Origin of the sequence: Natrialba sp. INN-245 (genome assembly GCF_009807105.1) — an archaeon.
GTDB lineage: Archaea > Halobacteriota > Halobacteria > Halobacteriales > Natrialbaceae > Natrarchaeobius > Natrarchaeobius swarupiae.
On record NZ_WUBV01000059.1, the window covers coordinates 1 to 25,302 of the forward strand.

A 25,302-nucleotide genomic window follows, 5' to 3' on the forward strand; every position below is an offset into this window, starting at 1 on the left:
CGCCGGCTTCATCGAGCCGATCACGGAGGAACTGCCCATCGAGTACGCGGTCGAACTGAATCGCTTGATCGAACTCGAGATGGAGGGAAGTCTCGGATAATCCCGAGATCTGATATGAGCACGCAGCTACACGCCAATCTGACGGCAGAACAGGTACGCCAAATTTCGGGCGAGTTAGACGAACCCGAGTGGCTCTTAGAGACCCGTCTCGAGGCCCTCGAGGCCCTCGAGGACCTCGACATGCCCGACGTCATTCGGACGCCGGGTCGGGACTGGACGAACCTCCACGACCTCGACTTCGAGTCGCTCGTGGACCCGCTGAACGCAGCGGAGAACAAGGATCAGGTCGGTCCCGACGAGGTCGACGTCCTCCCGTGGTCCGACGCAGTTCAGGAGCACGAAGACCTCATCGAGGACCACTTCGGGAGCATCGTTGATCCCCAGGAGAACTACCTCACTGCACTCTCGACGGCGCTGTTTAGCACCGGAACCGTCGTCTACGTCCCCGAAGGAGTCGACGCCGAGGACGTCACCATCCGAACCGAGCAAAACTCCCGCTCGCTGTTCAACTACACGCTCGTCGTCACCGAGGAGTCGAGTTCCGTGACGATCCTCGAGCGCCAGTCCACCGGTAAACAGCAAGACGAACAGTACTACAGCGGTATCGTCGAGATCGTCGCCGGCGAGAACAGCAACGTCCAGTACGGCAGCCTTCAGAACCTCTCGAAGGACGCCTACAACTTCGCGCTCAAACGCGGTAACGCCGAGACGTACGCCACGATCGACTGGATCGAGGTCAATCTTGGCACCCAGTTAACCAAGTCCGGCGTCGAGACCGAACTCAACGGCGACAGCTCCGAGACGCAGATCGTCGGGGCCTTCTACGGTCACGAGGACCAGCACTTCGACATCGACGCGAAGGTCTGGCACCGCGCCGAGCACACCACCGCGGATCTCGTGACCCGCGGCGTCACCGACGACGTCGCCCGGTCGGTCTACGAGGGCGTCCAGGACGTCGGTCGTGAGGCCTGGGACACCAGCTCTTACCAGCGCGAGAATACGCTGATGCTCTCAGACGAGTCCGAGGCCGACGCCTCGCCGAAGCTGATAATCAACAACCACGACACCGAAGCCAGCCACTCCGCAACTGTCGGCCAGATTGACCAGGAGGACTTGCTCTATATGACCTCTCGCGGAATCCCGGACCGACAAGCGCGCAACATGCTCGTCGAGGGGTTCTTCGTGCCCGTCTTAGAGGAAATCGCCGTCGACGAACTGCGTGAGGACCTCGAAGACCTGGTCGCCGCGCGGCTTCGAACTCGAGCGTAGCGGACCCCCGGTTCGGTTCTCGTTTTGCCGTTATCGATCCACGTACGAGGCGATCCACGCGAGGAAATCCGGTGTGAGCGGGTACGTCCACGCGTCACCGAAGATCGCCTTCGCGGTCGCGACCAGGGGAAAGATCAGGTTCAGAAGCGTAACGATCACGAGCCCGAGCATCGCGACGAAGATGAGCAGGAACCACCCCAGCGCGAGAACGTCAGGAATCGGCGTCCACTCGACGACGAGAATCCAGCCGAAGACGGACGCCATCACCACCAGAAATGCAGTGAAAACCAACAGTTGCCAGTTGAAGACGTTTCGAGCGTTGGTGCGGGTAAACTCCCGGTCGGAGACCAGATAGAGGATCCCCGGACCCACGATTCCGGTCAACAGACCGATCACGTGGACGAAGACTCCAAGCAGCGGTCGCTCCGAGAGGAGCGCCGGTCCGGGATCGGTCGACGATGCGGCGTTCGGGACGTCTCGTTCGGTTGTCATCGGTAATCTTGTTCGTAACTGGTGTACTGGTTCGTTCGTTACTCAGCTGGGGCTCTTCGGCCGACGGGGAGCAATCCCTCCAGTCCGTCGGCACGGATTTTACGCGCGGCACGCTCCGCAAACAGCAACAGCAAGCAGGCGAGAAAGAGGTTTCCCGCCGCCTCCCAGAGGCCATTCTCGCTCCCGACCGTCGGATCGATCCCGAGAACGGCCGCGATCGCTCCCAGACAGAACAACAACAGACTCAACTGGAAGCCCGCGAGCACCAACGTTCTGATCCCCGCTGGGTTGCGAAGCCGAACGAAATCGCCCAGCGATAGCGTCTCGAGGGGCGTCTCGTGAGCGAGTTTTCGCCGGTCTTCCGGTGACAGCGGCCAGTTCGATTCCGGGTGGTCGACGTAGTACAGCGTGATCGACTCGGGATACGTCTCCGCAGCGACGACGTCGATGCTCCGGAGTTCGTTGAGCCGGTTTCGGACCGTCTCTTTGGTTACGTCCGGGTCGACGCGGGCGCGGATCTGCTGGGCCGAGAGGAACGGACGTCCGGAGTTGAGCATCGTCTCGACGACGTGGCGCTGGGTAAGTTTCTTGTCCAATTCGGGATCGAGTCGGTCGTCGATCCAGTCGGGGAGGGCCGTCATCGCTTCGAGAACTCGTTTCGGAGACGACACCGTAAATCCCGCTCCCGATTTGGTGGACACCAAACCCGGATTCGCGCCCGTAAACTGTTCATCGAAACCGTTCATCGACGAAACGGGCGGAGGAGTCGGCCGACGACCGGTTTTGACACGGAGTACCGTATACTATCTTTGACAAGACTGTCGGTCGAGCGGACCTAGTGCAGTGAGCACACGTGGTACTGGTACTGACCGGCGTTTTGCACTCACTCGAGGATCCATCGCCAGTCGGTTTGTTCGAACGACGACCACAACGATCCAGAAGCCAGTTTTCTTTAGGATTCACCACGGAGACCTCCCTATGCATGTCGTCGTCAACGCGGCCACGAGCGCGGACGGCAAGCTCTCCTCGAGGCGTCGCGAACAGATCGCGATCAGCGGCGAGGAGGACTTCGCCCGCGTCGATCGGCTCCGGGCCGACAGCGACGCCGTCGTCGTCGGCGTCGGCACCGTCCTGGCGGACGATCCGAGTCTCACCGTCAAAGAAGAGCAGTTGTGCGAGCGCCGACGCGAGCAGGGCGATCCCGAACAGCCGGCCCGCATCGTCGTCGACTCGACGGGGCGGACGCCGACCGACGCTGCAATCGTCGACGACGCCGCGTCGACGTACGTCTGTCTGAGCGAGGCCGCACCGGTCGACCGGCGGATGGATCTCGCAGACCGTGCGGAGCTGGTGACTGCGGGTGAGGACCGCGTCGATCTCCTGCGTGCGTTTGCGGCGCTCGAGGCGGCTGGCCTCGAACGGATCATGGTCGAGGGTGGCGGCGAACTCATCTTCTCGCTGTTCGAAGCCGGGCTGGTCGACGAGCTTCGGGTGTTCGTCGGCCCGACGGTGATCGGCGGGCGCGACGCGCCGACGCTGGTCGACGGCGACGGCTTCGTCGCGGAGTTTCCGACGCTCTCTCTCGAGTCGCTCGAGCGCGTCGACGACGGCGCGTTGCTCATCTGGCGAGCCGACGGCTAACCGAGACCGTTCATCGCTTCTCGTCGACCAATCGGATTCTCCCGTCACATCTTTCCTCGCGCGGGCCGTAGATTCGACCATGGAACTCGCGACGTTCGGCGGCGGCTGTTTCTGGTGTGTCGAGGCGGCTTTCGAGGAACTCGAGGGCGTGGAGTCGGTCACCTCCGGCTACGCGGGCGGCGAGACGGAAGATCCGACGTACGAGGCGGTCTGTTCCGGCCGAACGGGCCATGCGGAGGTCGTCCAGCTCGAGTACGATCCCGGCCGGATCGCCTACGCGGACCTTCTCGAGGTCTTCTTTACGATCCACGATCCAACGACGCTGAACCGCGAGGGTCCCGACGTCGGTTCGCAGTACCGCTCGGCGATCTACGCCCACGACGACGACCAACTCGAGACCGCAGCGGCGTTCGTCGACGAACTCGAGGCCGAGGGCGTCTACGAGGGGATCGTCACCGGGATCGAACCGCTCGAGACGTTCTACGAGGCCGAGGAGTACCACCAGAACTACTTCGAGAAGAATCCGACCGACGCCTACTGTCGGATGCACGCAGCGCCGAAAGTCGAGAAAGTTCGGGACCGGTTCGCCGAGAACGTCGCTCCCGACCAGTAGCGACTGCCCGAAGGCACTGGTGGTTTGCTGTCTCCTCGACGGTCGAGGTCCGGAACCAGTTTTTCCGACACGGCCTACACTTCTCGGCGAACCTCGGACCAGAGCGCCAACAGGTGGTCTTTCGCTCGCTCGACACTGACTCGAAACTCCCGGTCGTCGTCGAGTTCGATGCCGATCCGCTCGAACGTAACGACGTATCGGGATTTGCGATTCCGGCCGCGGCGGCCGTCTGCGGCTTCGTCGACGAGTCCGGCGTTCGTCAGCTGGTCGAGTTTTCGGTAGGTCGATGAGAGTGGAAGCTCCGCTCGAGTGGCGATCTCGTCGACGGTCATCGGCTCCTCGAGTACGGAGACGATCTGACGACAGTCCCCATCGTCCAGGGCGGCGGCTACCGACTCGAACTCCGGCGAGTCGTCGACGGAGCGGTCGGGTGTCATAGCGGTGCGAACGAGTTAGGGTCGGTCCCTAAAGAGCCGTTTGGTCCGGGGGTGTATCGTCGAGACGTCACCACTCCGGTTGGATCACGATCGGACAGCTACATGGTCGATCGCCTCGACTGGACGCGCATGGACGACGATCAATCGCCGGATTCGACCCTCGAGGACACGCCTGGTAAGGGCCGGTCGCCCGAACCGAAACGCATCGAACCCGCCGCGCCGGAGGAGTTCGGCCTCGTCCAGGTCTGGTGGGGCGACGGGAAGGGGAAGACGACCGCGACGCTCGGCATGGGGATGCGCGCCGCCGGTCACGGCTACCGCGTTCACGTGTTGCAGTTCATGAAAGGCGGTGCCTCGAGTGTCGAGGCGGTCCGGGGCGAGTACAACGCGATCGACGCGCTGCCGGGGATCAGCTACGAGAACCTCGGCCACTACGGCTGGCACGGGATGGCCGACGGCAGCGACGAAGCTGACCACGAACGACAGGCACAGGCGGGGCTCGAGCGCGCCCAGGAACTGCTCGCGGCCGCCGAGCAGGCAGCCCTCGATGAACCGATCGACCTCGACGCGCCTCCCGAGGACGGGGTGCACATGCTCGTCCTCGACGAAGTGCTGTACGCCGCGGACCGCGGACTGCTCGACGAGGAGGACGTCCTCGAGTTGATCGACGCGAAGCCGGACGATCTCGAACTCGTCTTCTCCGGAAGCCACGAGAAACCGACGTACCTCGAGGATCGGGTCGACCTGATCACGAACGTCCGCAAGGAGAAACACCCGATCGAGGACGGCCAGCGGGCGCGGCGGGGGACGGAGTACTGAGCCTCGCCTGAGTCGACGCCACGACGAAGCCGGTCGACGGCCACGGGTTCAGCGATGGCCGGCCCGTCGGCACAGTTATTACCAGGCCTTGACAACAGTTCGAGTCGATGACCGTCATCCGGGTAGACGACGTGGAGAAGTCGTACGGCACCGTCCAGGCGGTCGACGGAATGGACTTTGCGGTCGAACGCGGGGAGTTGTTCGGCTTTCTGGGGCCGAACGGGGCCGGGAAGACGACGACCATTCGTGCACTGACCGGCCAGATCCGGCCGGATAGCGGCACGATCAGCGTCCTCGGGACGGATCCGACCGACGATCCCCTCGAGACGCGGAGCCGGGTCGGCATCCTGCCCGAGCAGGGCTCACCGCCGAGTTTCCTCACGCCGCGGGAGTACCTCGAGTTCGTCGGGATCGTTCGAGACCTCGATCCCGAGCTCGTCGCGGAACGCACCGAGCTGTGGGCGGATCGACTCGGCTTCCGGAACAAACTCGAGACGCTTCATACGGATCTCTCACGGGGTCAACAGCAGAAGGTGATGATCGCACAGGCGTTCGTCCACGAACCCGAGGTCGTCCTCATCGACGAACCGCTGGCGAATCTCGACCCGCTCGTCCAGGAGCAGGTCAAGCGGTTCCTCCTCGAGTATGCGGCCGACGACAACGCCGTCTTCGTCTCGACGCACAACATCGGCGTCGCGGAGTCGATCTGCTCCCGCGTCGGCATCGTCGTCGACGGCGAAATCGTCGCCGAGCGCCCGCTCGAGGACGGGGTCGACGACGGATCGTTGCTCGATGTCTTCCTCGCCCACGTCGACGAGGCCGGTGCTCGCGATCTCCCTGCGGCCGACCGGGTTCACCCATGACGGCAGGCGACGGCACGACCGCCGGGCGGGAGCAGGGCGGATCCCACTCTGTGCCGAACTGGACACTGTTTACGACGCTCGCCCGCGAGGAGTGGCGGCTCCACACGCGGCTGTTCGGCGGCTGGCGGTTCGGGCTCTTTCCGGTCGTCGTCGCCGGGTTCGCGGTCGCCGCGTCGGTCGCGCTCACGGAGACCGGCACCGCCGCCGGGACGGTAGCTCGCTGGGGTCACGTCCTCGCACTCGGCTTCGGGCTCTACAGCGGAACCGCGGCGTTTGCGGGGTCGGACATGCTCGAGAACGTGTTCGGGCGGCTCTCGCTCGTGCTCTCGACGGCTACGACGCTCCCGCTTTCGCGTACGCGACTGCTCGCGATCTTTCTCCTGAAAGACGGCATGTTCTACGCGGCCGTCATCCTGTTACCCATGGCGATGGGTGCCGTCCCACTCGCGAGAGGAGCGGACTCACCGGTCGTATCCGGTCCGTTGGCCGTGGGTTCGGAATCGGCGCTCGTCGCCGTTCCGGTCGCCGTCCTCGGCTACTGGCTCTCGCTCTCGCTGGTCTTCGCGTTCGGGATGGCAGTCACCGTCGCACTGGTGGCCGCCCGGAGTCGTGGGGTCCCGATCCGGCTCGTTCTGGCTGGAATCGGCGTCGTCGCGGCGGGCGCGTGGGTCGCCGGCGTCGGCGGTCATGTCGGGCGGTTCCTCGTTCCGACCGCCGCCCTCGAGGCGCTCGCGGTCGCCGTGACGACGATCGCCGTCTCGACGGCGGCGCTCTGGGCGTACGATCCGACCTACGCTCGACCGACGCGGACGGCGAGCGACCGATTCGCCAGGCTACACGACGTACTCCCGGTCGGCAACGAGGCGCTGGTCGCGAAGACGCTCCTCGACCTCTCGCGGTCGTCCGGCGGCGTCTGGAAACCGTTCGTCTCGGCGGGCATCCTGCTCGCACTCGTGGCCGCGCTCGTCGGCGTCGTCGCAGCGATCACGGGCATCGAGCCGGCGCCCGGAATCTTCTTCGGCGGCGTCCTCGGTCTCTCGGCGTTTACGACCTACAACTGGCTCACCGAGTTCGATTCCCTCGAGTCGTATCTCGTCTACCCCGTCTCCGTCGAGGCCGTGTTTCGGGCCAAACGGACGGCGTTCGTCCTCGTCGCCGTTCCCACTGTCGGCGTCCCTTACCTCGCTGCGGTCGTCTGGTTCGAGGCGACGCTTCTCGACGCGGTCGTGGGCGCGGCGCTGCTCGGCGGCTACGCGTTGTACTACTACGGGCTCACCGTCTACCTCGCCGGCTTCTCGCCCAACGAGTTCCTCTTCGACGCCGTCCGGTTCGCGACGTTCACCGCTGGCGTCGCCGTCGCGCTCGTCCCGACGCTGGTCGCCGGCTTCGTCGTCGTTCCACCGTCGCCGACCGTCGCCGGCGTCCTCGTCATCGCGGGTCTCGGCTTCGCCGGCGTCGGGGTCGCCCTCTCGAGTCGCGCGGGTCCCCGGTGGGAGCGACGCCACCTCGAGGGGTAACGGACTCCCGTCACAGCGCATCCAGTTACCGATCCTGAAAATCCCTTTCACCTGCAAGCCACAGCGCGAACGGGCGATGTGTCGACGAGGCCTGTATGAAAGTCGTCTACAAACCCGGAAACGCCTACGAGGAGATCAACTGTTTCGACTTCCGCGAGTACGACGAAGGGATCGTCCTCCACGACGCACAGGGGTACAACATCGGCTACGTGCCACACGAGATCCTGAGCCACATCGAGCCCCACCCCGGCGAGGAGGTGGTCTTCGAGGGCGGCGACCCGCCGGAACGCGAGGACGACGAAGAGTAGCGTCGATCCGCAGACAGCGGTGTCGGACGTTCGGCCGAACCGATAGGCCGATACTCGAGGCCCCGCGAGTACAGTCACGCGAATGGCCCGGACCCTCCTCGTCGCCGGCACGGCGAGTCACGTCGGGAAGTCGACCGTCGCCGCCGGCCTCTGTCGCCTGCTCGCCGACCGCGGCGTCGCCGTCGCACCATTTAAAGCACAGAACATGAGCAACAACGCTCGAGTCGTCGTCCGCCCCGATCGACCAGGCGACGGAGACGACGGCGACGGTTCCGGGCGACGTGGGGGACCGAGCAGCCCCGAGAGTCGAGAGCCCCCGAACGGCCCCGAACGGCGGAAATCCGCGAGTGACTGCTGGGGTGAGATCGGCGTCTCCCAGTTCGTCCAGGCTCGAGCGGCGCGGACGACGCCGACGACCGACTGCAATCCCGTCCTGTTGAAACCGCGCGGCGACGGCGAGAGCCAGCTGGTGATCGACGGCGTGGCCCGCGATCACCTCTCGGCGGGGGCGTACTACGATGATCACTGGGAGGATGCTCGAGAGGCCGCCGAAGCGGCTTTCCGACGACTCGCGGCGGACAACGACGTGATCGTCGCCGAGGGGGCGGGGAGCATCGCCGAGATCAACCTCCACGACAGGGATCTGGCGAACGTCGAGACTGCCCGCTTCGCCGACGCCGACATTCTCCTTCTGGTGGACATCGAACGCGGCGGCGCGTTCGCGAGCCTCTATGGTACCCTCGAGTTGCTGCCGGAGGGGATTCGCGACCGAGTGGTCGGCGCGGCCATCACGAAGTTCCGGGGCGACCCGACGTTGCTCGAGCCCGGAATCGCGGAGATCGAATCGAAAACCGGCGTTCCGATCGTCGGCGTCCTCCCGTACGACGATCCGGGACTTCCCGAGGAGGACAGCGTCGCCCTCCCGGACGCCGACACCGGCGGGGTTCTCGGCGACGACGACGAGGTCCCCGACGACCGACGAATCACGATCGCCGTTCCCCGACTCCCGCGGCTCTCGAACGCGACGGACCTCGAGGCGCTCGCGGCCGAGCCGGGCGTCTCGGTGGTCTTCGTCCCGGTCCGTCGAGGGGACGCAGACGAACGGGGAGGAACGTCGATCGACCCTCCCGGCAGGGACGACCCGCTCGAGGGGGTCGGCGCGGACGCGGTCGTGATCCCCGGGACAAAGAACACGGTCGACGACCTGGACGCGCTGTACGCGTCGGGATTCGCCGACCGCCTCCGGGCGTTCGACGGTCCGGTCGTCGGCCTCTGTGGGGGCTACCAGATGCTCGGCGAGCGGATCACGAACGCCTCCCTCGAGGGGACCGGAGACGCGGAAACGGTCGACGGAATCGGCCTCCTCCCGGTCGAGACTAGGTTCGGATCGGCGAAACGGCTCGAACGCACCACCGTTCCGGTCGACGGAGCTGCGACGCCGCTGCTCGCGGGAGCCGACGGAACCGCGCCGGGATACGAGATTCACGCCGGCCGGACGCGGGTTCTCGATGGTGCGGACATCTCCCGTCCGCTTGGCGATTCGAGTGCGGCGCGCGGGAACGTTCTCGGGACGTATCTCCATGGCCTGTTCGACGACGATGCCGTCCGGAAGGCGTTCCTCGAGTGTGTCGCGGCCGAGGCAGGGGTCGAGCGTCCACACGGCGTGGGTTTTGCGGAGCCCACCGACCGCGAGTCGGGCGATCGAACGCCGTACGCTCGAGCGGCGAGGCTCGTCGGCGAGCATCTCGACCTCGAGACGCTGGGCGAACCGTTCGCTACCAAGTAGCGAGTGCACGCCGACCACTGGGGAGGATCCGAGTTCGACGGGCAGTCACTCGGGCCGTTCTCGGTACGTTCCGAGCAACTCCTCTAAGATGATACACTCCTGGTCGGTCGCGTCGTAGTGGGTGTCGATGAACCGTTCGGCAGCCTCGTAGTTGCCCCGTAATCCCTGTTTCCGGACGGTGATCACGGCGTCGAGAAAGAAGGTGCCGCCGTCGGTGCCGAGCGCTCGTGCGTGGTCTGACTCGGAGATATCGAGTTCGGTCTTGATCTCGTCGAAGTTGAAGGTCTTGACGTCGTGTTCGGGGTTGATCAACGAGAGGACGTACTCCGCGGAGAAGCGGTAGAATTCGGATTTGCTCTCGAACATACCGTCGTCGACGAGCGCGTCGATCTCTTCGACGACCTCGTCCGGGTATCTGACGGTATCTTTCGCCATGTGCCCAGATTCCACACCGCGCATTAATTATTGTTTCGGAGAATACTCCAGCCTACCTACATTCGATACCGGCGATGACGACGAACGCTGTTCCAACTACCTACAAATTTATTATTTATCGGGGGAAAGTGAGTGACGCGATGACAGACGAAGACGAACTCCGTGACCAGATGATCGACGCGTTCGAAGGTGCCGACTACCCGATCTCGAGTCCGATGGATCTCGTACCCGCGCTCCCGGATGGACCGGGGACGACGTTCGAGTCCGGCGACTTCTCGATGACGGCGATGGAACTGAATACGAAGACCTCCGGCGGTGATTTTCCCTACGACGACGTCGAGACGTTCGTCGACGACATCATCGAGGATCTCAGCGAACAGGGCGAACTGTAGCCTCTGGCGTACTCATAGGGAGTAACGTCGCGACTCGACGATCCCAGGACCTGGCCGTCAGCGATATCTCTTGGGTCTTCCCGAGGGAACGGTGGACTCCGAGGGTAACCCTTATCACTGACCGCCGGTGCAGGCTCGATCGCACGATAGCTGTGCGACCGGTTAGATCAGGAACCGAGTTTCGTCTCATACGGTTTCCTGTCAGTTATAGGGGTTATCGTAGAAGTTCAGAGTTTCTCGCTGGAGAACCGAGAGACAGTGCCGAAGGTCCGGTTTCGAGACCCTCGGTAGGCTACGATAACCCCTATCAGTACCGCCGAAGCCGCGACCAGTCTGCAGGTTCGCCGGACCATCGGGACAGTAAACCGTATCACGAGGGGATCTCGAGCGCGCGAAAGGCCAGTCGTGTGCGCCCGCAATGCCAACGTTGACACTCTCTCGAGTCGGACACTCGAACGATGAGTACGGCCGAGGTCGAGATGTCACGGACGAAGGCCTGGGTGATGGCCGCCCGGCCGCAGACGTTGCCGGCGGCCGCTGCACCGGTCATCGTCGGAACGGGTCTCGCGATGGCCGAGGGCGTCTTCGCGCCGTTGCCGGCGCTGATGGCGTTCGTCGGTGCGGCTCTTATCCAGGTAGGAACGAACTTCGCGAACGACTACTACGACGCGATCAAGGGTGCCGATACCGACGACAGAGAGGGGTTTACCCGCGTCACGCAAGCGGGGATCATCTCCGCCGAGCGGGTCAAACTCGCGACGATCGTCACGTTCGGGCTCGCGATACTCTCGGGGACCTACCTCGTCTACGTCGGCGGGCTTCCGATTCTCGTGATCGGACTCGTGAGCGTCCTCTGTGGCTGGGCCTACACCGGCGGGCCGTACCCGCTTGGCTACCACGGACTCGGCGATCTGTTCGTCTTCGTCTTCTTCGGGATCGTCGCCGTGATGGGTACCTTCTACGTGCAGGCTGCGGCTGTCGCTCCCGTCGGTGCATTCCCGACAACGGCTCCAGGCGGTACGATCACCCTCGAGGCGTTCGGTGCCAGCCTCCCGATCGCGGCTATTTCGACCTGTATTATCGTCGTCAACAACGTTCGCGACAAGGAGACCGACGCCGAAGCCGGCAAACGAACGCTCGCAGTTCGGCTCGGCTACCGCTGGAGCCGCGTCGAGTACGTCGCCCTGCTCGTGTTGGCGTACCTCGTTCCGGTCTGGTTCTGGCTCGAGGGCTTCGGTCTCGGTGTCGTGCTCCCGCTCGTCTCCGTCCCCTACGCAGCGGTGGTCGCACGGACCATCCTAACGAAAACCGACGGTGAAGCACTCAACCCCGCACTCGAGGCGACCGGCAAGCTCCTGGCGATCTACGCGCTGTTGTTCGCGGTCGGGCTGGTGATTGCATGACCGACGCCACACTCGCTCTCGAGTCCCGTCCGTTCTCGCTCCCGCTGTCGTCGCCGCTCGAGACCGCCGACGGTCGAATCGAGAGTCGGGACGGATTTCTGGTCAAAGTCGTCGGCTACGGTAACGGAGACGGCGGGAAACCCGCCGATGCGACCGTTGGCTACGGCGAGGCGACTCCGCTCGCCGGCTGGACCGAGTCCGTCTCGGACTGCGAGGCGGCTCTCGAGCGAGCGCGCGAGGCGATCCGCAGCGGCGGTCCGAGCGCCGCCCTCGAGGCGGTCGACCGCCAGGTCGCGGCCCGACACGCGGTCTCGCTCGCGCTCGCCGACCTCCAGGCCAGGCGAGAGGCGACGCCGCTGTACCAGTATCTCGGACGGGGACCGATGGTCGGCCGCGTGCCGGTAAACGCGACGGTCGGGGACGGTTCCCCGTCTGAGACCGCCGCCGACACTCGTGAGGCCGCTGACCGTGGGTTCGGGACCTGCAAGCTGAAAGTGGGGATCCGGAGCGTCGAGGAGGACGTCGAACGGGTTCGCCGGGCCGACGAGGCGACCGGAAGCGGCGTGACACTCCGTGCGGACGCCAACGAGGCCTGGACCTTCGAGGAGGCCGAGACCGCCCTCGAGGCGTTCGACGAGATTGGACTCTCGGTGCTCGAGCAACCGCTTCCGGCCGGCGCACTCGAGGGCCACGCCGCGCTCCGGGCGCGAAGCGACGGCGTGATGATCGCCGTAGACGAGGGGGTGCTCGAACACGGCGTCGACGCGATCTGTGAGGCAGGAGCGGCCGACGCCGTCGTCTTGAAACCAATGGCGCTCGGCGGGATCGACGTGGCGCGAAAGATGGCGGTCTGGGTGACCGAACTCGGGTTGACGCCGATCGTGACGACGACGATCGACGGCGTCGTCGCGCGCACTGGAGCGATCCACCTCGCGGCATCGATTCCCGGCATCCCCGCCTGCGGGCTCGCGACTGCCGAGTTGCTCGCCGAGGACCTCGGCCGGGACCCCGTCTTGATCGAGAACGGGGCGGCCGTCGTTCCGCAGGCGAAAGGGCTGGGTATCGACGGGGTGTTGGAAACGTGATCGCGGGATCGCTCGAGTGGCCGACGCGGGATCTCCTCTCGCATCGTGCCTCGACGAGTCCCGATGCGAGGGCGGTCGTCGCCGTCGAGGGCCGCGACTCCGACCCAAGAACGGAGTGGACGTACGCCGAGTTCGACCGGTGTGTCGACCGTGTCGTCTGCGACCTCGAGGGTGCGATCGCACAGTCGAGCGAATCCGGATCGTTCGAACCCGAGGACCGACTCGGCGTACTGATGGACACCCGCGTCGCGTTCGCCGCGGTCTACTTCGCCGCCATGCGCCGTGGCGTCGCGGTCGTTCCGTTGAACGTCCGCGAGACCGCCACGGAACTCGAGTCGAAAGTCGCACGGACCGATCTGGACGCGATCGTCTGCGAGTCGGCGACCGAATCGCTCGCACTCGAGGTCGCAGACTGCTCTGTCGTCTCCGTCGACGAGTCAGAGCGCGAGGCAGTACCGTCGATTCGGTCGGCGCTCGAGGCAGACAGGGGCGCGGACGCCGCCTCGAGAGCGAGCGGTCGTGGCGACGGGAAAGTAACGCCGGTTCCCCTCGAGTGCGACCGAACCCACCTGATCATGTTCACGTCGGGGACGTCCGGGGAGCCGAAGGGCGTGTGCCTGACGGTCGGTAACCTCGTCGCTAGCGCGACGGCCTCCGCGTTCCGCCTCGGCGTCGATCCCGCCGATCGGTGGCTGTGCTGTCTCCCGATGTATCACATGGGCGGGCTGGCGCCCGTCGTTCGGTCCGTACTCTACGGGACGACGGTCGTGATCCAGCGGCCGTTCTCACCCGACACAACCGCCCGCGTTATCGACGAGTACGGAATCACCGGCGTCTCGCTCGTCCCGACGATGTGCAAACGGCTGCTCGAGGACGACTGGCGGCCGTCGGACTCACTTCGATTCGTCCTGCTGGGCGGTGCGCCGGCGACCGACGACCTGCTCGAGCGCTGTCGCGAAGCCGGCGTTCCGGTCCACCCGACCTACGGCATGACCGAGACGGCCTCACAGATCGCGACCGCGACGCCCGAGGAGACGGTCGAACACGAGGGGACGGTCGGCCGGCCGCTCGTCACTACCGACGTCTCGATCGTCGACGACGAGGGAACACCCGTCACCGCGGGGGAAGCGGGTGAACTCGTCGTCTCGGGGCCGACGGTGACGCCAGGGTACCTCGAGTCGGCCCACACCGAGGGTGCGTTCTCCGAGAGGGGCCTTCACACCGGCGACGTCGGCTACAGGGACGACGGCGGCCGGCTGTGGGTTCTCAACCGCAGGAGCGATCGGATCGTTACGGGCGGCGAGAACGTCGATCCCGGCGAAGTGGTCGACGCGCTTCGAGCCCACCCGAGCGTCGACGACGCGGCGGTCGTCGGGGTCGAAGACGAGGTGTGGGGCGAGCGCGTCTCGGCGCTCGTCGTGCCGGCCGCTGGCACCGACGAGTTCGATGTCCACGCAGTACTCGATCATTGCGTTGATCGCCTCGCGGGCTTCAAACGACCGAAGACGGTCGCCGTCGTCGAGTCGCTCCCGCGGACGCCGTCGGGAACGGTCGACCGGACTGCAGTGCGTAAGAGACTGCTCGCGGACGGTATCGACGTGACGGATCGGTCCTGATACGGTCACTCGATACTGGCGAACCCCCGATCATCTGTGACGGTATCGAGACTAGTGATGGTAACGTGGACAGCGATGTGCGACAAGGTAAGGCCTATCCCGTCGACGGTCCTATGGGTAGACATGGACTTCCCACCGAACCAGGGCCTCGATCAGGAGGAGGTCGACGAACAGGTCGAATCGGTACTCGCGGACAACGACGTCGTCCTCTTCATGAAGGGGACGGAACTGATGCCCCAGTGTGGCTACTCCCGGCGCGCGCTCGGGTTGATCGACCAGTACCGCGACGAGTACGAGACGGTCGACGTTCTCGAGTCCCTCGACGAGTATCGCGTGGCCCTCGAGGAACACAGCGGCTGGGAGACGATCCCACAGACGTTCGTCGACGGTGAGTTCGTCGGCGGATCGGATATTCTCGCGGAACTCGAGGAGCGCGACGAACTGGCCGAGACGCTCGACGCCGAGTAACGATTCGCGCCGTCGCAGTCTCCCGCGCTCGAAGAAAACCTCCCCGAGCGGCAGTGTTGAATTTATCCGGAGGGGAAGGACACGTAGTTAATAGCAGATCATATAAGTCACGCGCCCGTACTGGGAGTACGAACGCTGTCGTCGCACACCTTCCCCACTATGTCAACAGAGGATTCCAGACACGTATATCGGTTGCACTCGACGCTCGAACTGCCGCTCGAAGATCTTCGCGAGCATATCGACGAGGCGGCGTTCCCAGACGGGATCGACGACGTGGAGATCACGCGGCGAAACAACACGCTCATTCTCAAAGCGGTCGCCGAGGACCAGTCGGTCAGCAAGTACACCCCGAGCGCACAGCTCAAAGCCAGCGTCACCGAAAACAGGGTGTACGAAGAAGATCCCGACGAGCGACGAAACTCCTTCCGCTGGGACGAAGAAGAAGAAGACGAGATCGAGTCCGAACTCGTCGAGTTCGCGGCGTTCAAAGGCGACCGCGAGACCGTTCTCCAGAACTCGTTGCTCCAGTACGAGATGTTCCTCGTCCTCTGTGAGATCGCCGAAGCCGCCGAGAAAGGAACGCTGACGGCAATCTCCGAACACGACGGCGACCTCGAGGCGACCCGGATCGTCGAGGGAGAGCCACGTCCCGCAAACATCGAAGTCGTCGAGGGCCCCCGCGATCACGGCTCCGGCGATTCCGGAGTCAACTGGCGGGACAACAAGTTCATCACCGACTAATCGGCTACTTCTTCCCGGTCGCCATCTCAGTCGACCAGCCTCGAGCGTCGACTGCAGGGCCGAATCGAACCACACCATCGAATTCGACCCTGCAGTGCAGGCTTGCCAAAGCAATAGCCGACAGCGCACGGCTCGAGGGCGGACGAGAAACCGAGACGATTCCTACGAGAAAGAGGTACGTAACGCCGCCGGAGACGGTGGAACGACCGCCTAACGAATCGACGGAACCGACTACTACGACGCGTACGTGCTATCATCGCGTCGGTGAGAGTCGTCAGTATCGCCACCATTTTCACCGGCGGCGGCGCATCTGTGTCGGTTTCGTGACCCCGTCGACCCGAAAAGCGTGTCGTCGACGCGAACGTTCGGGTAACAGCCAGATAACGATATACTCCGTTCTAGAACGGGTGACTGCCATGAACTACGAGGTGATCGCGCGTGTGGCGTCTCCGCTCTGACCGCTCTTTGCCCTCCAATCGCCGAGTCGGTCCCGCCGTTTCAGCGTTCGAGGTGGATCGGAACGCGTCCGTGACCGTGAGCGGGCTGTCCGCGGACACGGCATTACGGTTGACCAGTGAGGCGGGGATCCACGGTGTCGAGAGTCGGAGGTGGAGCCGCTGATGCGAGTATGTTCGATCGTCGGTGCTCGCCCGCAGTTCGTCAAAGCGGCGGTCGTCTCGCGGAAACTCCGCGAGGCCGGCGAGGAGATCCTCGTTCACACGGGCCAACACTACGACGAGGAACTTTCCGACGTCTTCTTCGACGAACTCGACATTCCGGAGCCGGAGTACCATCTCGGCGTCGAGTCGGACACCCACGGCCGCCAGACGGCGAAGATGATCGCGGCACTCGAGCCAGTCGTCGAAGAAACCCGGCCCGACGTCCTGTTGCTCTACGGCGATACCAACTCGACGCTCGCGGGGGCGATCGTCGGCTCGAAACGCGACGTCACCGTCGCACACGTCGAGGCGGGACTGCGAAGCGACAACTGGGAGATGCCCGAGGAGGTAAACCGGGTGCTGACCGACCACGCCTCGGAGCTCTGTTTCGCGCCGAGCGAGGCCGCGGTAGCAAACCTCGAGAACGAGGGAATTACGGCGGGCGTTCACTGGACCGGCGACGTCATGTACGACGCAATCCTCGACGCGCGGGAGCGATCGCGACGCCGGTCGACGATCCTCGACGATCTCGAGGTCAGCGAGAACGAGTTCGTTCTGGCGACGGTCCACCGCGCCGGAAACACCGACGATCGATCGACGCTCGCGTCGATCCTTGACGGACTCGCCGACGCACCGCTTCCTGTCGTCTTCCCCGCACACCCACGAACGGTCGGTCGTCTGCGGGAGTATGGACTCTGGGCTCGTGCGACGGACGAACTCGAGGTGATCGAACCCCAGGGCTATCTCGACTTCGTCCGACTGCTCGACGCCGCCGAGCGCGTCGCGACGGATTCCGGCGGCGTTCAGAAGGAGGCGTTCTTCCTCGGCACGCGCTGTCTCACGCTGCGGGCGGAGACCGAGTGGGTCGAGACCGTCGACTGCGGGTGGAACAGACTCGTTGGTGCCGATCCTGACGCGATTCGTGCGGGGCTTCGCGAGGACTGGACGCCGGAATCGACCCCACACCCCTACGGGGACGGAACCGCGGCTGACCGGATCGTCCGCCTGCTCCAGCGCGGTCTCGACGTGGACGAACCCGAGCGACCGTTCGAAGCGCCGACGCTCGACTGATCGGCGACACGATTGATCGATTCGACCGGCGGCTTCGGTCTCTCAGAGATATGTTCATTTCGGTAGTCACCAATATCGCCGAGACCTGTCTCGGCGATTCCAATCCCGATTCGATGACTCTACGCCATCCGCTCACACGACGGCTGTAACAGATTCCCAAACGGCCGACGGGAAAACGCCCTCGAGACGGCTCGAGGCGTTCGGCGACGGGAGTCAGCCGGCCGTTCGAACACTCGAGCAGTCTGGAGCAACGGCGTCACCGCTGGCCGTGCCCGATCTCAGCTTCCGTCAGAGGTTTCCGGTCTCCCAAACGGTTTAAATATGGTAATTATATCTAATTACACGACGATGCCAACGAACTTTCCAGAGTACGTCGACGTCGACTACGACGACGGCGACGGCGAGGACCCGGTCGACTACCAACACATCAACGACAAGATCGAGAAGGCGATCGAGGTCACGCGGGACGGACTCGAGCAGTACGAGAATCCGGCCGTCATGTGGACCGGCGGGAAGGACTCGACGCTCGTGCTCTACTTCGTGAAAGAGGTTGCAGAGCAGTACGACCTCGAGGTCCCGCCGGCGATCTTCATCGACCACTACCAGCACTTCGACGCGATCCACGACTTCGTCGACCGGTGGGCCGACGAGTGGGATCTCGACGTGATCTACGCGCGCAACGAAGACATCGGCCAGTACGTCGGCGAGAACGACCTCGAGCCCGGCGACGACATCCCCGTCGACGAACTCGGCGACCACAACCGCCACCACGTCGAGAACATCCTCGAGTACGAAGAAGAGACGTTCCCGTTCCTGCTCGACACCTACGCGGGCAACCACCTGCTGAAGACGGTCGCGCTCAACGACGCCTTGGAGGAGTACGACGTCGACGGCGTCATCTCGGGCGTCCGCTGGGACGAACAGGAGGCCCGCGCGGACGAGACGTTTTTCTCCCCGCGACACGATCCGGACATCTACCCGCCCCACGATCGGGTCCAACCGATCCTCCAGTTCGACGAGGCCGCGGTGTGGGAGGCGTTCTGGAACTTCGTCGTCCCCGACACCGTCGCGGAGTTCCCCGACGGCGGCTACGTCCCCCAGAGCGACGACGACCTGCCGAACGATCTAACTCAAGACGACATCCCCGTCTCCCCGAAGTACTTCGCCGGGTTCCGGTCGCTCGGCAGTGAGATCAGCACGGAAAAGAGCGACGAAGATCCCGCGTGGCTGCAGGATCTCGAGGGAACGACCGAGCGTGCCGGCCGCGCCCAGGACAAAGAGGACCTGATGGAGCGACTGCGCGACCTCGGTTACATGTAGTCACCAGCGGGTTTACTCCGTCGCGGCGGCGTATCCGCGACCGACCCGTCGGCTGGCAATGAGAGCCGCGTAGGCACCGACGAACGAGCCGACGACGGCGAATATGCCGCCGAGATCGACGAACGCTCCCGCGATGCCGACACCGACGAGGAGCACAATCGCTCCCGACGCCCAGCCGACGAAGTAGACGGCATCGCCGGCTACCGCTCCGAGCCCCGTACATCCCGCACGGAGCGAGCCGGCTCGAACGTAGTTCGCGAGTGCGATCGGTACGAGGTACGCGTACGCGGCGAGCATGGCCAGGACCGCGGTCGACCCGACGAGAACGAAGAGGGCGTCGGCGTCCGTCGGCGGCTGGTCGCCGCCCGTCAACAACAGGATCGCGACGAGTGCGGTCCCGACGGGAACGACGCCGTAACCGACGACGAGTACCGTCGCTCCGAGACTCCGGCCCACGAGTGCGCGCTCGAGAAACGACGGTGGTTCGTCGTTCTCGTCCGCGAGGATCGTCGCGGCGTAGCCAAGCAGCGGAACGAGCGTTACGACCGGGATCACGATCGAGTGTACGAGAACGCAGAGCCACGCCGAGAGCAGGGCTTTTTCGGCGTGTTCGCCCCGAGTCGGGTAGCCGAGCGCCTCTCTCATGACGAACTCTGGTCACTCCCGGCTTGTTATACTGTTCGGTGTCTGACCACGACGGCAGGCGAAACAGAGTCACTCCGTCGATGTCGACGCCCGCGAAGAATCGTTCGTCGACGAATTCGTTCGCTCGAACGACGAGTCGATTCGAGTACGTGTCTGTTTACCAACCGTATAAAATATATAACTACTCGTAGCAGAGTAAATACAACAATCTTATATGAGTCTCCAACCAACGTGAAATGGAAGCAATACCCATGGGGAAGGACAACCGACTTTCACGACGACGATACCTTCAGGGCACCGCGGCAGCTGGTGCGGTTGCCTTCGCAGGATGTGCAGAGGACGAGGAGATCGACGACGGAAACGGAGACGGGAACGGCGATGTCGGTACTGACGATACCGGAAACGGGGACGCCGGCGAAGGCGAACTCGAGATCGTCCACTGGTGGACCGCCGGCGGGGAGGAGCAAGCGTTAAACGCGTTGCTGGACGGCTACCAGGAGGAGTATCCCGACTACGAGATCGAGGACAATCCCGCACCCGGCGGTGCGGGTGCGGCGATCGACGCGGCGATCCAGACCCGCGTCATCGACGAGGATCCGCCGAGTACGTTCCAAATCTGGCCCGGCGAGGCGCTCCGTCCGTACACCGACGCCGATGCGCTCGAGCCGGTCGGCGATCTCTGGGAGGACGACGCTCACGACGCCTACCTCGAGGGTGTCGTCGACGCGGCCAGTCCCGAAGGCGACATCGTCTCGGTTCCGATCAACATCCACCGGCTGAACAACGTCTTCTACAACGTCGAGGTCGTCGAGGACGCCGGTATCGACGTCGACGCGATCGACAGTCCCGAGGGTCTCGTCGACGCCTTCGCAACCGCCGAGGACGCCGGCTACGTCGGTCTCGCCCAACAGACCCAGGAGCCGTGGGGTATCCTCCAGTTCTGGGAAGTGATCTTCACCGGCCAGCACGGTGCAGATACGTACCAGGAGTTCCTCGACGGCAACGCCGCCGATCTCGAGGACGAGATCAACGACTCGCTCGCCCTCGTCGCCGACTCACAGGAGTACTTCAACGAGGACGCTGGCACGGTCGCCTGGGACGAAGCCAACGCCGACGTCATCACCGGCGACGCCGCGTTCCACCACAACGGCGACTGGGCCGCCGGCGAGTATCAGGCGGCGGATGACTTCGAGTACGGCGAGGACTGGGAGTACATGGCAGTTCCCGGTACCGAGGACGTCTACACGCTGGTGATGGACTCGTTCGTCATGCCAACGAACAACCCCTCGCCGGCGGCGACGGAGGCGTTTATCAACTACTGTTCGACGATCGACGCCCAGGAGCGATTCAACCCGAACAAGGGGTCGATTCCGCCACGAACCGACGTCCCGACCGACGAGTTCCCGCCGTTCCTGCAGGACCAGATGGCGGACTTCGAGGCGTCCGACGCCCAGATCACCTCGGTCTCGCATGGAAGCGGCTTAGAGCCCGCCCTGGCGAGCGAGGTCGAAGAGGAGTTCGCGGTCTTTACGGACAACTGGGACCCCGACGAGACGACGGAAAACCTCGTCGCCATCTTCTAGGCGACGCCTCCCGAATTCGTCATGGTATTCGATATGGATCGGTTACTCGCGCGTGTCCGGCGGCGTGAGAAACGACCATCGGCCGACGGTGACTCGAGCGACGGCGACAGCGTGGTGACCGACGGCGGGACGGCGAAGCCGGAGCGACGAGGGAGGCTCGCCCGATTGAGACACAGCGACGCGATCCAGGCGATCCCGTTCTGGCTGCCGCCGGCGCTGTTGATGGGCTGGTTCGTTTACGGCGCGGTCGGCTGGAATCTCCTCATCTCGCTGACCGACTGGAGCGGCCTGGGTCAGCCCAACTACACGAATCTCACGCTCGAGATGTACACCCAGATGCCGGACGATCCGTCGTTCTGGGCGGCGTTTCGGAACACGATCGTCTTGTTGATCGCCTTCACCGTGGTCTCGCTCGCGATCGGACTCGTCCTCGCAATTCTGGTCGATCAGAACATCCGCTTCGAGAATACGTTCCGGACGATCTACCTGTTGCCGATGGCGTTATCGTTCGTCGTGACGGCGATTTTCTGGTCATGGATGTACAATCCGAGTACGGGGACGATCAACGTCGTCCTGAGTGTGATCGGGCTGGACGTTCTCGCGCTGAACTGGATCGGCGATCCGCGGACGAGGCTGGCGGCGATCATCTTCGCGCTCACGTGGCAGTTCAGCGGCTACGCGATGGTCGTCTACCTCGCCGGCTTGCGGGCGATTCCGGACGAACACTACGAGGCGGCGAAAGTCGACGGCGCGAGTTCGCTCCCGATGTACTGGCGCGTGATCGTCCCGCAGTTGAGCGCGTCGACGACCTCCGCGGCGGTCGTGTTGATGGTGTTCGCGCTGAAGGCGTTCGACTTCATCTTCGTCATGTTCGGGGACAACCCCGGTCGCTCCGCGGACATCCTCGCGGTGATGATGTTCCGCGTCGCCTTCTCGCGAACCCAGTGGGCCTACGGAGCTGCCATCGCGACCGTCCTCTTCCTGATGGCGCTCTCGGTCGTCGCCCCCTACCTGTACCTGCAGTACAAACGAGGTGATCTCTGATGACGACCGCCGAACCGACCGACGCCGGCACAGGCGAGGGCCGTCTCCCGGAGACGATCGAGACCGTCGATGCACAACGCGTCGCGTTGTACGTCGTCCTCGCCGGCCTCATCGGCTTTTATCTCTCGCCGCTGTGGGCCGGGCTGACGACCGCCTTCAAGACGCAAACCGGATTCGTCGAGACCACCCCGGTGACCCCACCAACGCCGGAGTGGTTCACCGTCGAGCCGTGGGAACTCGCGTTCGCCGCGATGCAGGGTGGGCTGATCAACAGCGCGATGTTCGTCGTTCCGGCGACGATCCTCTCGGCGACGCTCGGCAGTCTCGCGGCTTACGGATTGACGAAGCTGTCCTGGCGCGGCCAGATCGGTATCCTCGTGATCTTCCTCGCGGGTGTGTTCCTGCCGTACCAGTCGGTGCTGGTTCCGCTTCGGCAGTTCTGGTCCGCGGTCGATCTCGCCGGCCTCCTCTCGTTTGCACCGTTTCTCGCGAATCAGGCCGACCTGCTCGAGTTGACGGTCACCCACACCGCCTACGGGATCCCGATCTGTACGATCCTCTTTCGGTCGTACTACAAGACGTTAGACGACGAGATGATCGAGGCAGCGAAGATAGACGGTGCCAACGCGTTCGGCATCTACAAGCGGATCGTCCTGCCGCTGTCGCTCCCGATGTTCGCGGTGACGCTGATATACCAGTTCACGCAGGTCTGGAACGACCTGCTGTTCGCGCTGGTGTTGGTCACCTCGCGGTCGAGCTACGTCGTCACCCAGTCGCTAAACGAGTTACAGGGATCGATGGCACAGGAGTACAACATCCAGATGGCCGGCGCGTTCATCGCCGCCTTGCCGACGATCATCATCTACGTCATCTTCGGCCGACAGTTCGCGAAAGGAATCACAGGCGCATCATGATCCGACACCAGACGATTTGGCACTCGAGAACGAACGGACAGGCAAACGAACCCGAAGATATCCATGGCTAAACTCACACTCGACGGAGTGACGAAGCGCTTCGACGACGGCGGCGACGTCATCGTCGCGGTCGACGACGTCTCGATCGAGATTGACGACGGCGAATTTCTCGTCCTCGTTGGGCCCTCGGGGTGTGGCAAGTCGACCACACTCCGGATGATCGCCGGCCTCGAGACGATCTCGGACGGACGGATCGCGATCGACGGCGACGTCGTCAACGACGTGCCGGCCCAACAGCGGGAGATCGCCATGGTGTTCCAGAGCTACGCGCTGTACCCGCATATGACCGTCCGCGAGAACATGCGCTTCGGTCTCGAGGAGTCGACGACCCTCGACACCGAGACGATGAACGAACGGGTCGAGGAAACCGCGACGATGCTCGAGATCGACGACCTCCTCGAGCGCAAGCCGGGCGAGTTATCGGGCGGCCAGCAACAGCGCGTCGCGCTGGGACGGGCGATCGTCCGCGATCCGGCCGTCTTCTTGATGGACGAACCACTCAGCAATCTCGACGCCAAACTCCGGTCGGGCATGCGAATGGAGCTTCAACGCCTCCAGCACGACCTCGGCGTGACGACCGTCTACGTCACCCACGACCAGACCGAGGCGATGACGATGGGTGACCGGATCGCCATCCTCGACGACGGCGAACTCCAGCAGGTCGCAACTCCCCTCGAGTGTTATCATCGGCCGAAAAATCTCTTCGTCGCTGGCTTCATCGGCGAGCCGTCGATGAACTTCTTCGACGTCAGCCTCGAGGACGACCGACTCGTCGGTGCCGGCTTCGAGTATCCGCTTTCCTCGTCGATCCGGTCGGAACTGGCTGGACACGACACGCTGGTTCTCGGCATTCGGCCGGAGGATATCGAGGTCCTCGACGCACGCGAGACGGCACACGACTTCCCCGTTCGCGTCGACGTCGTCGAACCGATGGGCAACGAGAACAACCTTCTGGCGGGCTTTCGAACCGACGAGAACGACTCACAGTTCAACGTGACGACCGACGGGATGCGACGGATCGAGGAGGGAACCCACTACATCGCTCGGTTTCCCGAATCGGCGATTCACGTCTTCGACCGGGAGTCCGGAGTCGCGTTACACAGCCGGGAGATCGACGACGAGGCGACGTTGCTCGAGTCGCGGATCTGAACGGTTCGAACGATCACGGAACTCGACAGGTTCGAAGAAGATCCGCTCTGAGAGCGTCAAACGGTGTTACTCCTCGGACGGTCGAACGAGGTCGGCGAGTGCGATCGGAATTCCGAGGAACCAGCCGACGGGAAACGAGATGCCGACCCACATCGCGGCGTAGGCCGCGCCCTCGAGCGTGAAGTTGGCCCGTAGCCACTCGTTGAGGCCGGCGACGAACAACACGTTGTCGAGGATCCAGATCGCGAACTCGTAGCTGGGATCGAGTACGTACGGCTGAAGTGCTGGCGTGACGAGCGCGGCGACGACGGGCGGGAGAAACAGCGCCGTCATCGCGAACGGGTACGCGAGCAGGACCGACGTTCCGCGGCCGCCGACCTTCGAGAACGTGGCCGCGAGTGCGGTCGAGACGACCGCGGCACCACTCGCCGCGGCGATGGCGAGAAACTCGTCCCACGGGAGTTGAAAGTGGGCGACGACGGTCAACGTCCCCCAGGCGAGTACCGCGATTCCGGTGACACCGACGATGCCGAGTCGCGCCTGTGTCGAGTCGAGTTTCACCGCGTAAAAGCGGGTCGCGAATCCGAGAACCGTCAGCGGATACAGAAAGAGCAAGCCCAGCGTCCCGAACGTACTCCAGGCGTAGTAGCCGATCTTCTGTGGGAGCGTTTCGGGCTTCCACTTGCCCATGACGGAGTGGCCACGGCCACGCTGGCGTGGAAAGACGAGTTCCATCCACGCGCCATGTAACCGGGCGAGGTCGGCTTTGATCGCGCCGACGATCCCACCTCCGCCACCTCTCCGAGAGTGGGTTGACATACGCAAGCCAAACTGCCGGTGTACCGTAAACTTTCCTTCTCTTTCTTCAGTAACGACAGGTCGGTAACTCGAGAGGGAAACCGGAAGACAGGT

Annotated in this window: 26 protein-coding genes; 20 read left to right on the forward strand and 6 right to left on the reverse strand. The window is 64.1% G+C overall.

Annotated features, from left to right (window positions below; all coding sequences use genetic code 11):
- The first annotated feature begins 114 nt into the window (after positions 1-114).
- On the forward strand, positions 115-1,329 hold the full coding sequence (gene sufD, locus GRS80_RS15270) for a Fe-S cluster assembly protein SufD (RefSeq protein WP_160048314.1): 1,215 nt from the start codon (positions 115-117) through the stop codon (positions 1,327-1,329).
- Positions 1,330-1,359: 30 nt separating this feature from the next.
- Here sufD and GRS80_RS15275 read toward each other — a convergent pair whose 3' ends face one another.
- Together GRS80_RS15275 and GRS80_RS15280 are read right to left on the reverse strand one after the other, a co-directional pair.
- A complete protein-coding gene (locus tag GRS80_RS15275) occupies positions 1,360-1,821 on the reverse strand; it encodes a DUF4870 domain-containing protein (RefSeq protein WP_160048315.1) in 462 nt (153 codons plus the stop codon).
- 38 nt (positions 1,822-1,859) lie between these two features.
- Positions 1,860-2,462, reverse strand: a complete 603-nt coding sequence (locus GRS80_RS15280) for a hypothetical protein (RefSeq protein WP_160048316.1) — start codon at positions 2,460-2,462, stop codon at positions 1,860-1,862.
- 337 nt (positions 2,463-2,799) lie between these two features.
- On the opposite strand from GRS80_RS15280, the gene GRS80_RS15285 reads away from it, so the two are divergent.
- Both GRS80_RS15285 and msrA read left to right on the forward strand, forming a co-directional pair.
- Positions 2,800-3,462 (forward strand): 2,5-diamino-6-(ribosylamino)-4(3H)-pyrimidinone 5'-phosphate reductase, encoded by a 663-nt coding sequence (locus GRS80_RS15285; protein ID WP_160048317.1) that lies wholly within the window; start codon positions 2,800-2,802, stop codon positions 3,460-3,462.
- 79 nt (positions 3,463-3,541) lie between these two features.
- A complete protein-coding gene (gene msrA / locus GRS80_RS15290) occupies positions 3,542-4,075 on the forward strand; it encodes a peptide-methionine (S)-S-oxide reductase MsrA (RefSeq protein WP_160048318.1) in 534 nt (177 codons plus the stop codon).
- A gap of 74 nt (positions 4,076-4,149) precedes the next feature.
- Here msrA and GRS80_RS15295 read toward each other — a convergent pair whose 3' ends face one another.
- Positions 4,150-4,512, reverse strand: coding sequence for a helix-turn-helix domain-containing protein (locus GRS80_RS15295; protein ID WP_149083007.1), 363 nt, complete (start codon positions 4,510-4,512; stop codon positions 4,150-4,152).
- A gap of 129 nt (positions 4,513-4,641) precedes the next feature.
- Here GRS80_RS15295 and GRS80_RS15300 point away from each other — a divergent pair, with 129 nt between their 5' ends.
- From GRS80_RS15300 to GRS80_RS15320, 5 genes are all read left to right on the forward strand, one after another.
- Positions 4,642-5,331, forward strand: a complete 690-nt coding sequence (locus GRS80_RS15300; protein ID WP_160048319.1) for a cob(I)yrinic acid a,c-diamide adenosyltransferase — start codon at positions 4,642-4,644, stop codon at positions 5,329-5,331.
- 107 nt (positions 5,332-5,438) lie between these two features.
- Complete coding sequence (locus tag GRS80_RS15305) at positions 5,439-6,194, forward strand: ABC transporter ATP-binding protein (RefSeq protein WP_160048320.1); 756 nt, start codon at positions 5,439-5,441, stop codon at positions 6,192-6,194.
- A complete protein-coding gene (locus tag GRS80_RS15310) occupies positions 6,191-7,711 on the forward strand; it encodes a hypothetical protein (protein WP_235019768.1) in 1,521 nt (506 codons plus the stop codon). The genes GRS80_RS15305 and GRS80_RS15310 overlap by 4 nt, the downstream gene beginning before the upstream one ends.
- A gap of 95 nt (positions 7,712-7,806) precedes the next feature.
- Positions 7,807-8,019: a hypothetical protein gene (locus tag GRS80_RS15315; protein WP_160048321.1), complete on the forward strand. Its 213-nt coding sequence runs from the start codon at positions 7,807-7,809 to the stop codon at positions 8,017-8,019.
- Between the two features lie 82 nt (positions 8,020-8,101).
- Positions 8,102-9,805 carry a cobyric acid synthase gene (locus GRS80_RS15320; RefSeq protein WP_160048322.1) on the forward strand — a complete coding sequence of 568 codons (1,704 nt, stop codon included), beginning with the start codon at positions 8,102-8,104 and terminating at the stop codon, positions 9,803-9,805.
- A 45-nt stretch (positions 9,806-9,850) separates the two neighbouring features.
- Here the strand turns inward: GRS80_RS15320 and GRS80_RS15325 are convergent, their stop codons facing one another.
- Complete coding sequence (locus GRS80_RS15325; protein ID WP_149083012.1) at positions 9,851-10,240, reverse strand: CopG family transcriptional regulator; 390 nt, start codon at positions 10,238-10,240, stop codon at positions 9,851-9,853.
- Between the two features lie 140 nt (positions 10,241-10,380).
- On the opposite strand from GRS80_RS15325, the gene GRS80_RS15330 reads away from it, so the two are divergent.
- The 8 genes from GRS80_RS15330 (at position 10,381) to GRS80_RS15365 (ending at position 18,995) form a co-directional block, all read left to right on the forward strand.
- Positions 10,381-10,632, forward strand: a complete 252-nt coding sequence (locus GRS80_RS15330) for an MTH865 family protein (protein ID WP_149083013.1) — start codon at positions 10,381-10,383, stop codon at positions 10,630-10,632.
- A 458-nt stretch (positions 10,633-11,090) separates the two neighbouring features.
- Positions 11,091-12,035 (forward strand): 1,4-dihydroxy-2-naphthoate polyprenyltransferase, encoded by a 945-nt coding sequence (locus GRS80_RS15335; RefSeq protein WP_149083014.1) that lies wholly within the window; start codon positions 11,091-11,093, stop codon positions 12,033-12,035.
- Entirely contained in the window at positions 12,032-13,120 is a 1,089-nt protein-coding gene (locus GRS80_RS15340) for an o-succinylbenzoate synthase (protein ID WP_160048323.1), read from the forward strand. Before GRS80_RS15335 ends, GRS80_RS15340 begins: the two co-directional genes overlap by 4 nt.
- Entirely contained in the window at positions 13,120-14,736 is a 1,617-nt protein-coding gene (locus GRS80_RS15345; RefSeq protein WP_343161606.1) for a class I adenylate-forming enzyme family protein, read from the forward strand. The genes GRS80_RS15340 and GRS80_RS15345 overlap by 1 nt, the downstream gene beginning before the upstream one ends.
- A 123-nt stretch (positions 14,737-14,859) precedes the next feature.
- Positions 14,860-15,204, forward strand: coding sequence for a glutaredoxin family protein (locus GRS80_RS15350; protein WP_160048324.1), 345 nt, complete (start codon positions 14,860-14,862; stop codon positions 15,202-15,204).
- Positions 15,205-15,363: 159 nt separating this feature from the next.
- The gene (locus tag GRS80_RS15355) at positions 15,364-15,945 is read left to right on the forward strand and encodes a hypothetical protein (RefSeq protein WP_160048325.1); all 582 of its coding nucleotides are present in this window, start codon (positions 15,364-15,366) and stop codon (positions 15,943-15,945) included.
- Between the two features lie 620 nt (positions 15,946-16,565).
- Positions 16,566-17,675 carry a UDP-N-acetylglucosamine 2-epimerase (non-hydrolyzing) gene (wecB, locus tag GRS80_RS15360; RefSeq protein WP_160048326.1) on the forward strand — a complete coding sequence of 370 codons (1,110 nt, stop codon included), beginning with the start codon at positions 16,566-16,568 and terminating at the stop codon, positions 17,673-17,675.
- 348 nt (positions 17,676-18,023) lie between these two features.
- Entirely contained in the window at positions 18,024-18,995 is a 972-nt protein-coding gene (locus tag GRS80_RS15365) for a phosphoadenosine phosphosulfate reductase family protein (protein ID WP_149083020.1), read from the forward strand.
- Between the two features lie 12 nt (positions 18,996-19,007).
- On the opposite strand, the gene GRS80_RS15370 is transcribed toward GRS80_RS15365, so the two are convergent.
- A complete protein-coding gene (locus GRS80_RS15370; RefSeq protein ID WP_160048327.1) occupies positions 19,008-19,640 on the reverse strand; it encodes a DUF4013 domain-containing protein in 633 nt (210 codons plus the stop codon).
- Positions 19,641-19,876: 236 nt separating this feature from the next.
- Between GRS80_RS15370 and GRS80_RS15375 the strand changes: the two genes are divergently transcribed.
- The 4 genes from GRS80_RS15375 (at position 19,877) to ugpC (ending at position 24,390) form a co-directional block, all read left to right on the forward strand.
- On the forward strand, positions 19,877-21,223 hold the full coding sequence (locus tag GRS80_RS15375) for an ABC transporter substrate-binding protein (RefSeq protein WP_235019769.1): 1,347 nt from the start codon (positions 19,877-19,879) through the stop codon (positions 21,221-21,223).
- Between the two features lie 33 nt (positions 21,224-21,256).
- Positions 21,257-22,267 carry a sugar ABC transporter permease gene (locus GRS80_RS15380; protein ID WP_160048328.1) on the forward strand — a complete coding sequence of 337 codons (1,011 nt, stop codon included), beginning with the start codon at positions 21,257-21,259 and terminating at the stop codon, positions 22,265-22,267.
- The gene (locus tag GRS80_RS15385; protein ID WP_160048329.1) at positions 22,267-23,181 is read left to right on the forward strand and encodes a carbohydrate ABC transporter permease; all 915 of its coding nucleotides are present in this window, start codon (positions 22,267-22,269) and stop codon (positions 23,179-23,181) included. The genes GRS80_RS15380 and GRS80_RS15385 overlap by 1 nt, the downstream gene beginning before the upstream one ends.
- A gap of 63 nt (positions 23,182-23,244) precedes the next feature.
- Positions 23,245-24,390, forward strand: a complete 1,146-nt coding sequence (gene ugpC, locus GRS80_RS15390) for a sn-glycerol-3-phosphate ABC transporter ATP-binding protein UgpC (RefSeq protein ID WP_160048330.1) — start codon at positions 23,245-23,247, stop codon at positions 24,388-24,390.
- A 66-nt stretch (positions 24,391-24,456) separates the two neighbouring features.
- Here ugpC and GRS80_RS15395 read toward each other — a convergent pair whose 3' ends face one another.
- Complete coding sequence (locus tag GRS80_RS15395) at positions 24,457-25,209, reverse strand: hypothetical protein (protein WP_149082318.1); 753 nt, start codon at positions 25,207-25,209, stop codon at positions 24,457-24,459.
- Between the last annotated feature and the right edge of the window lie 93 nt (positions 25,210-25,302).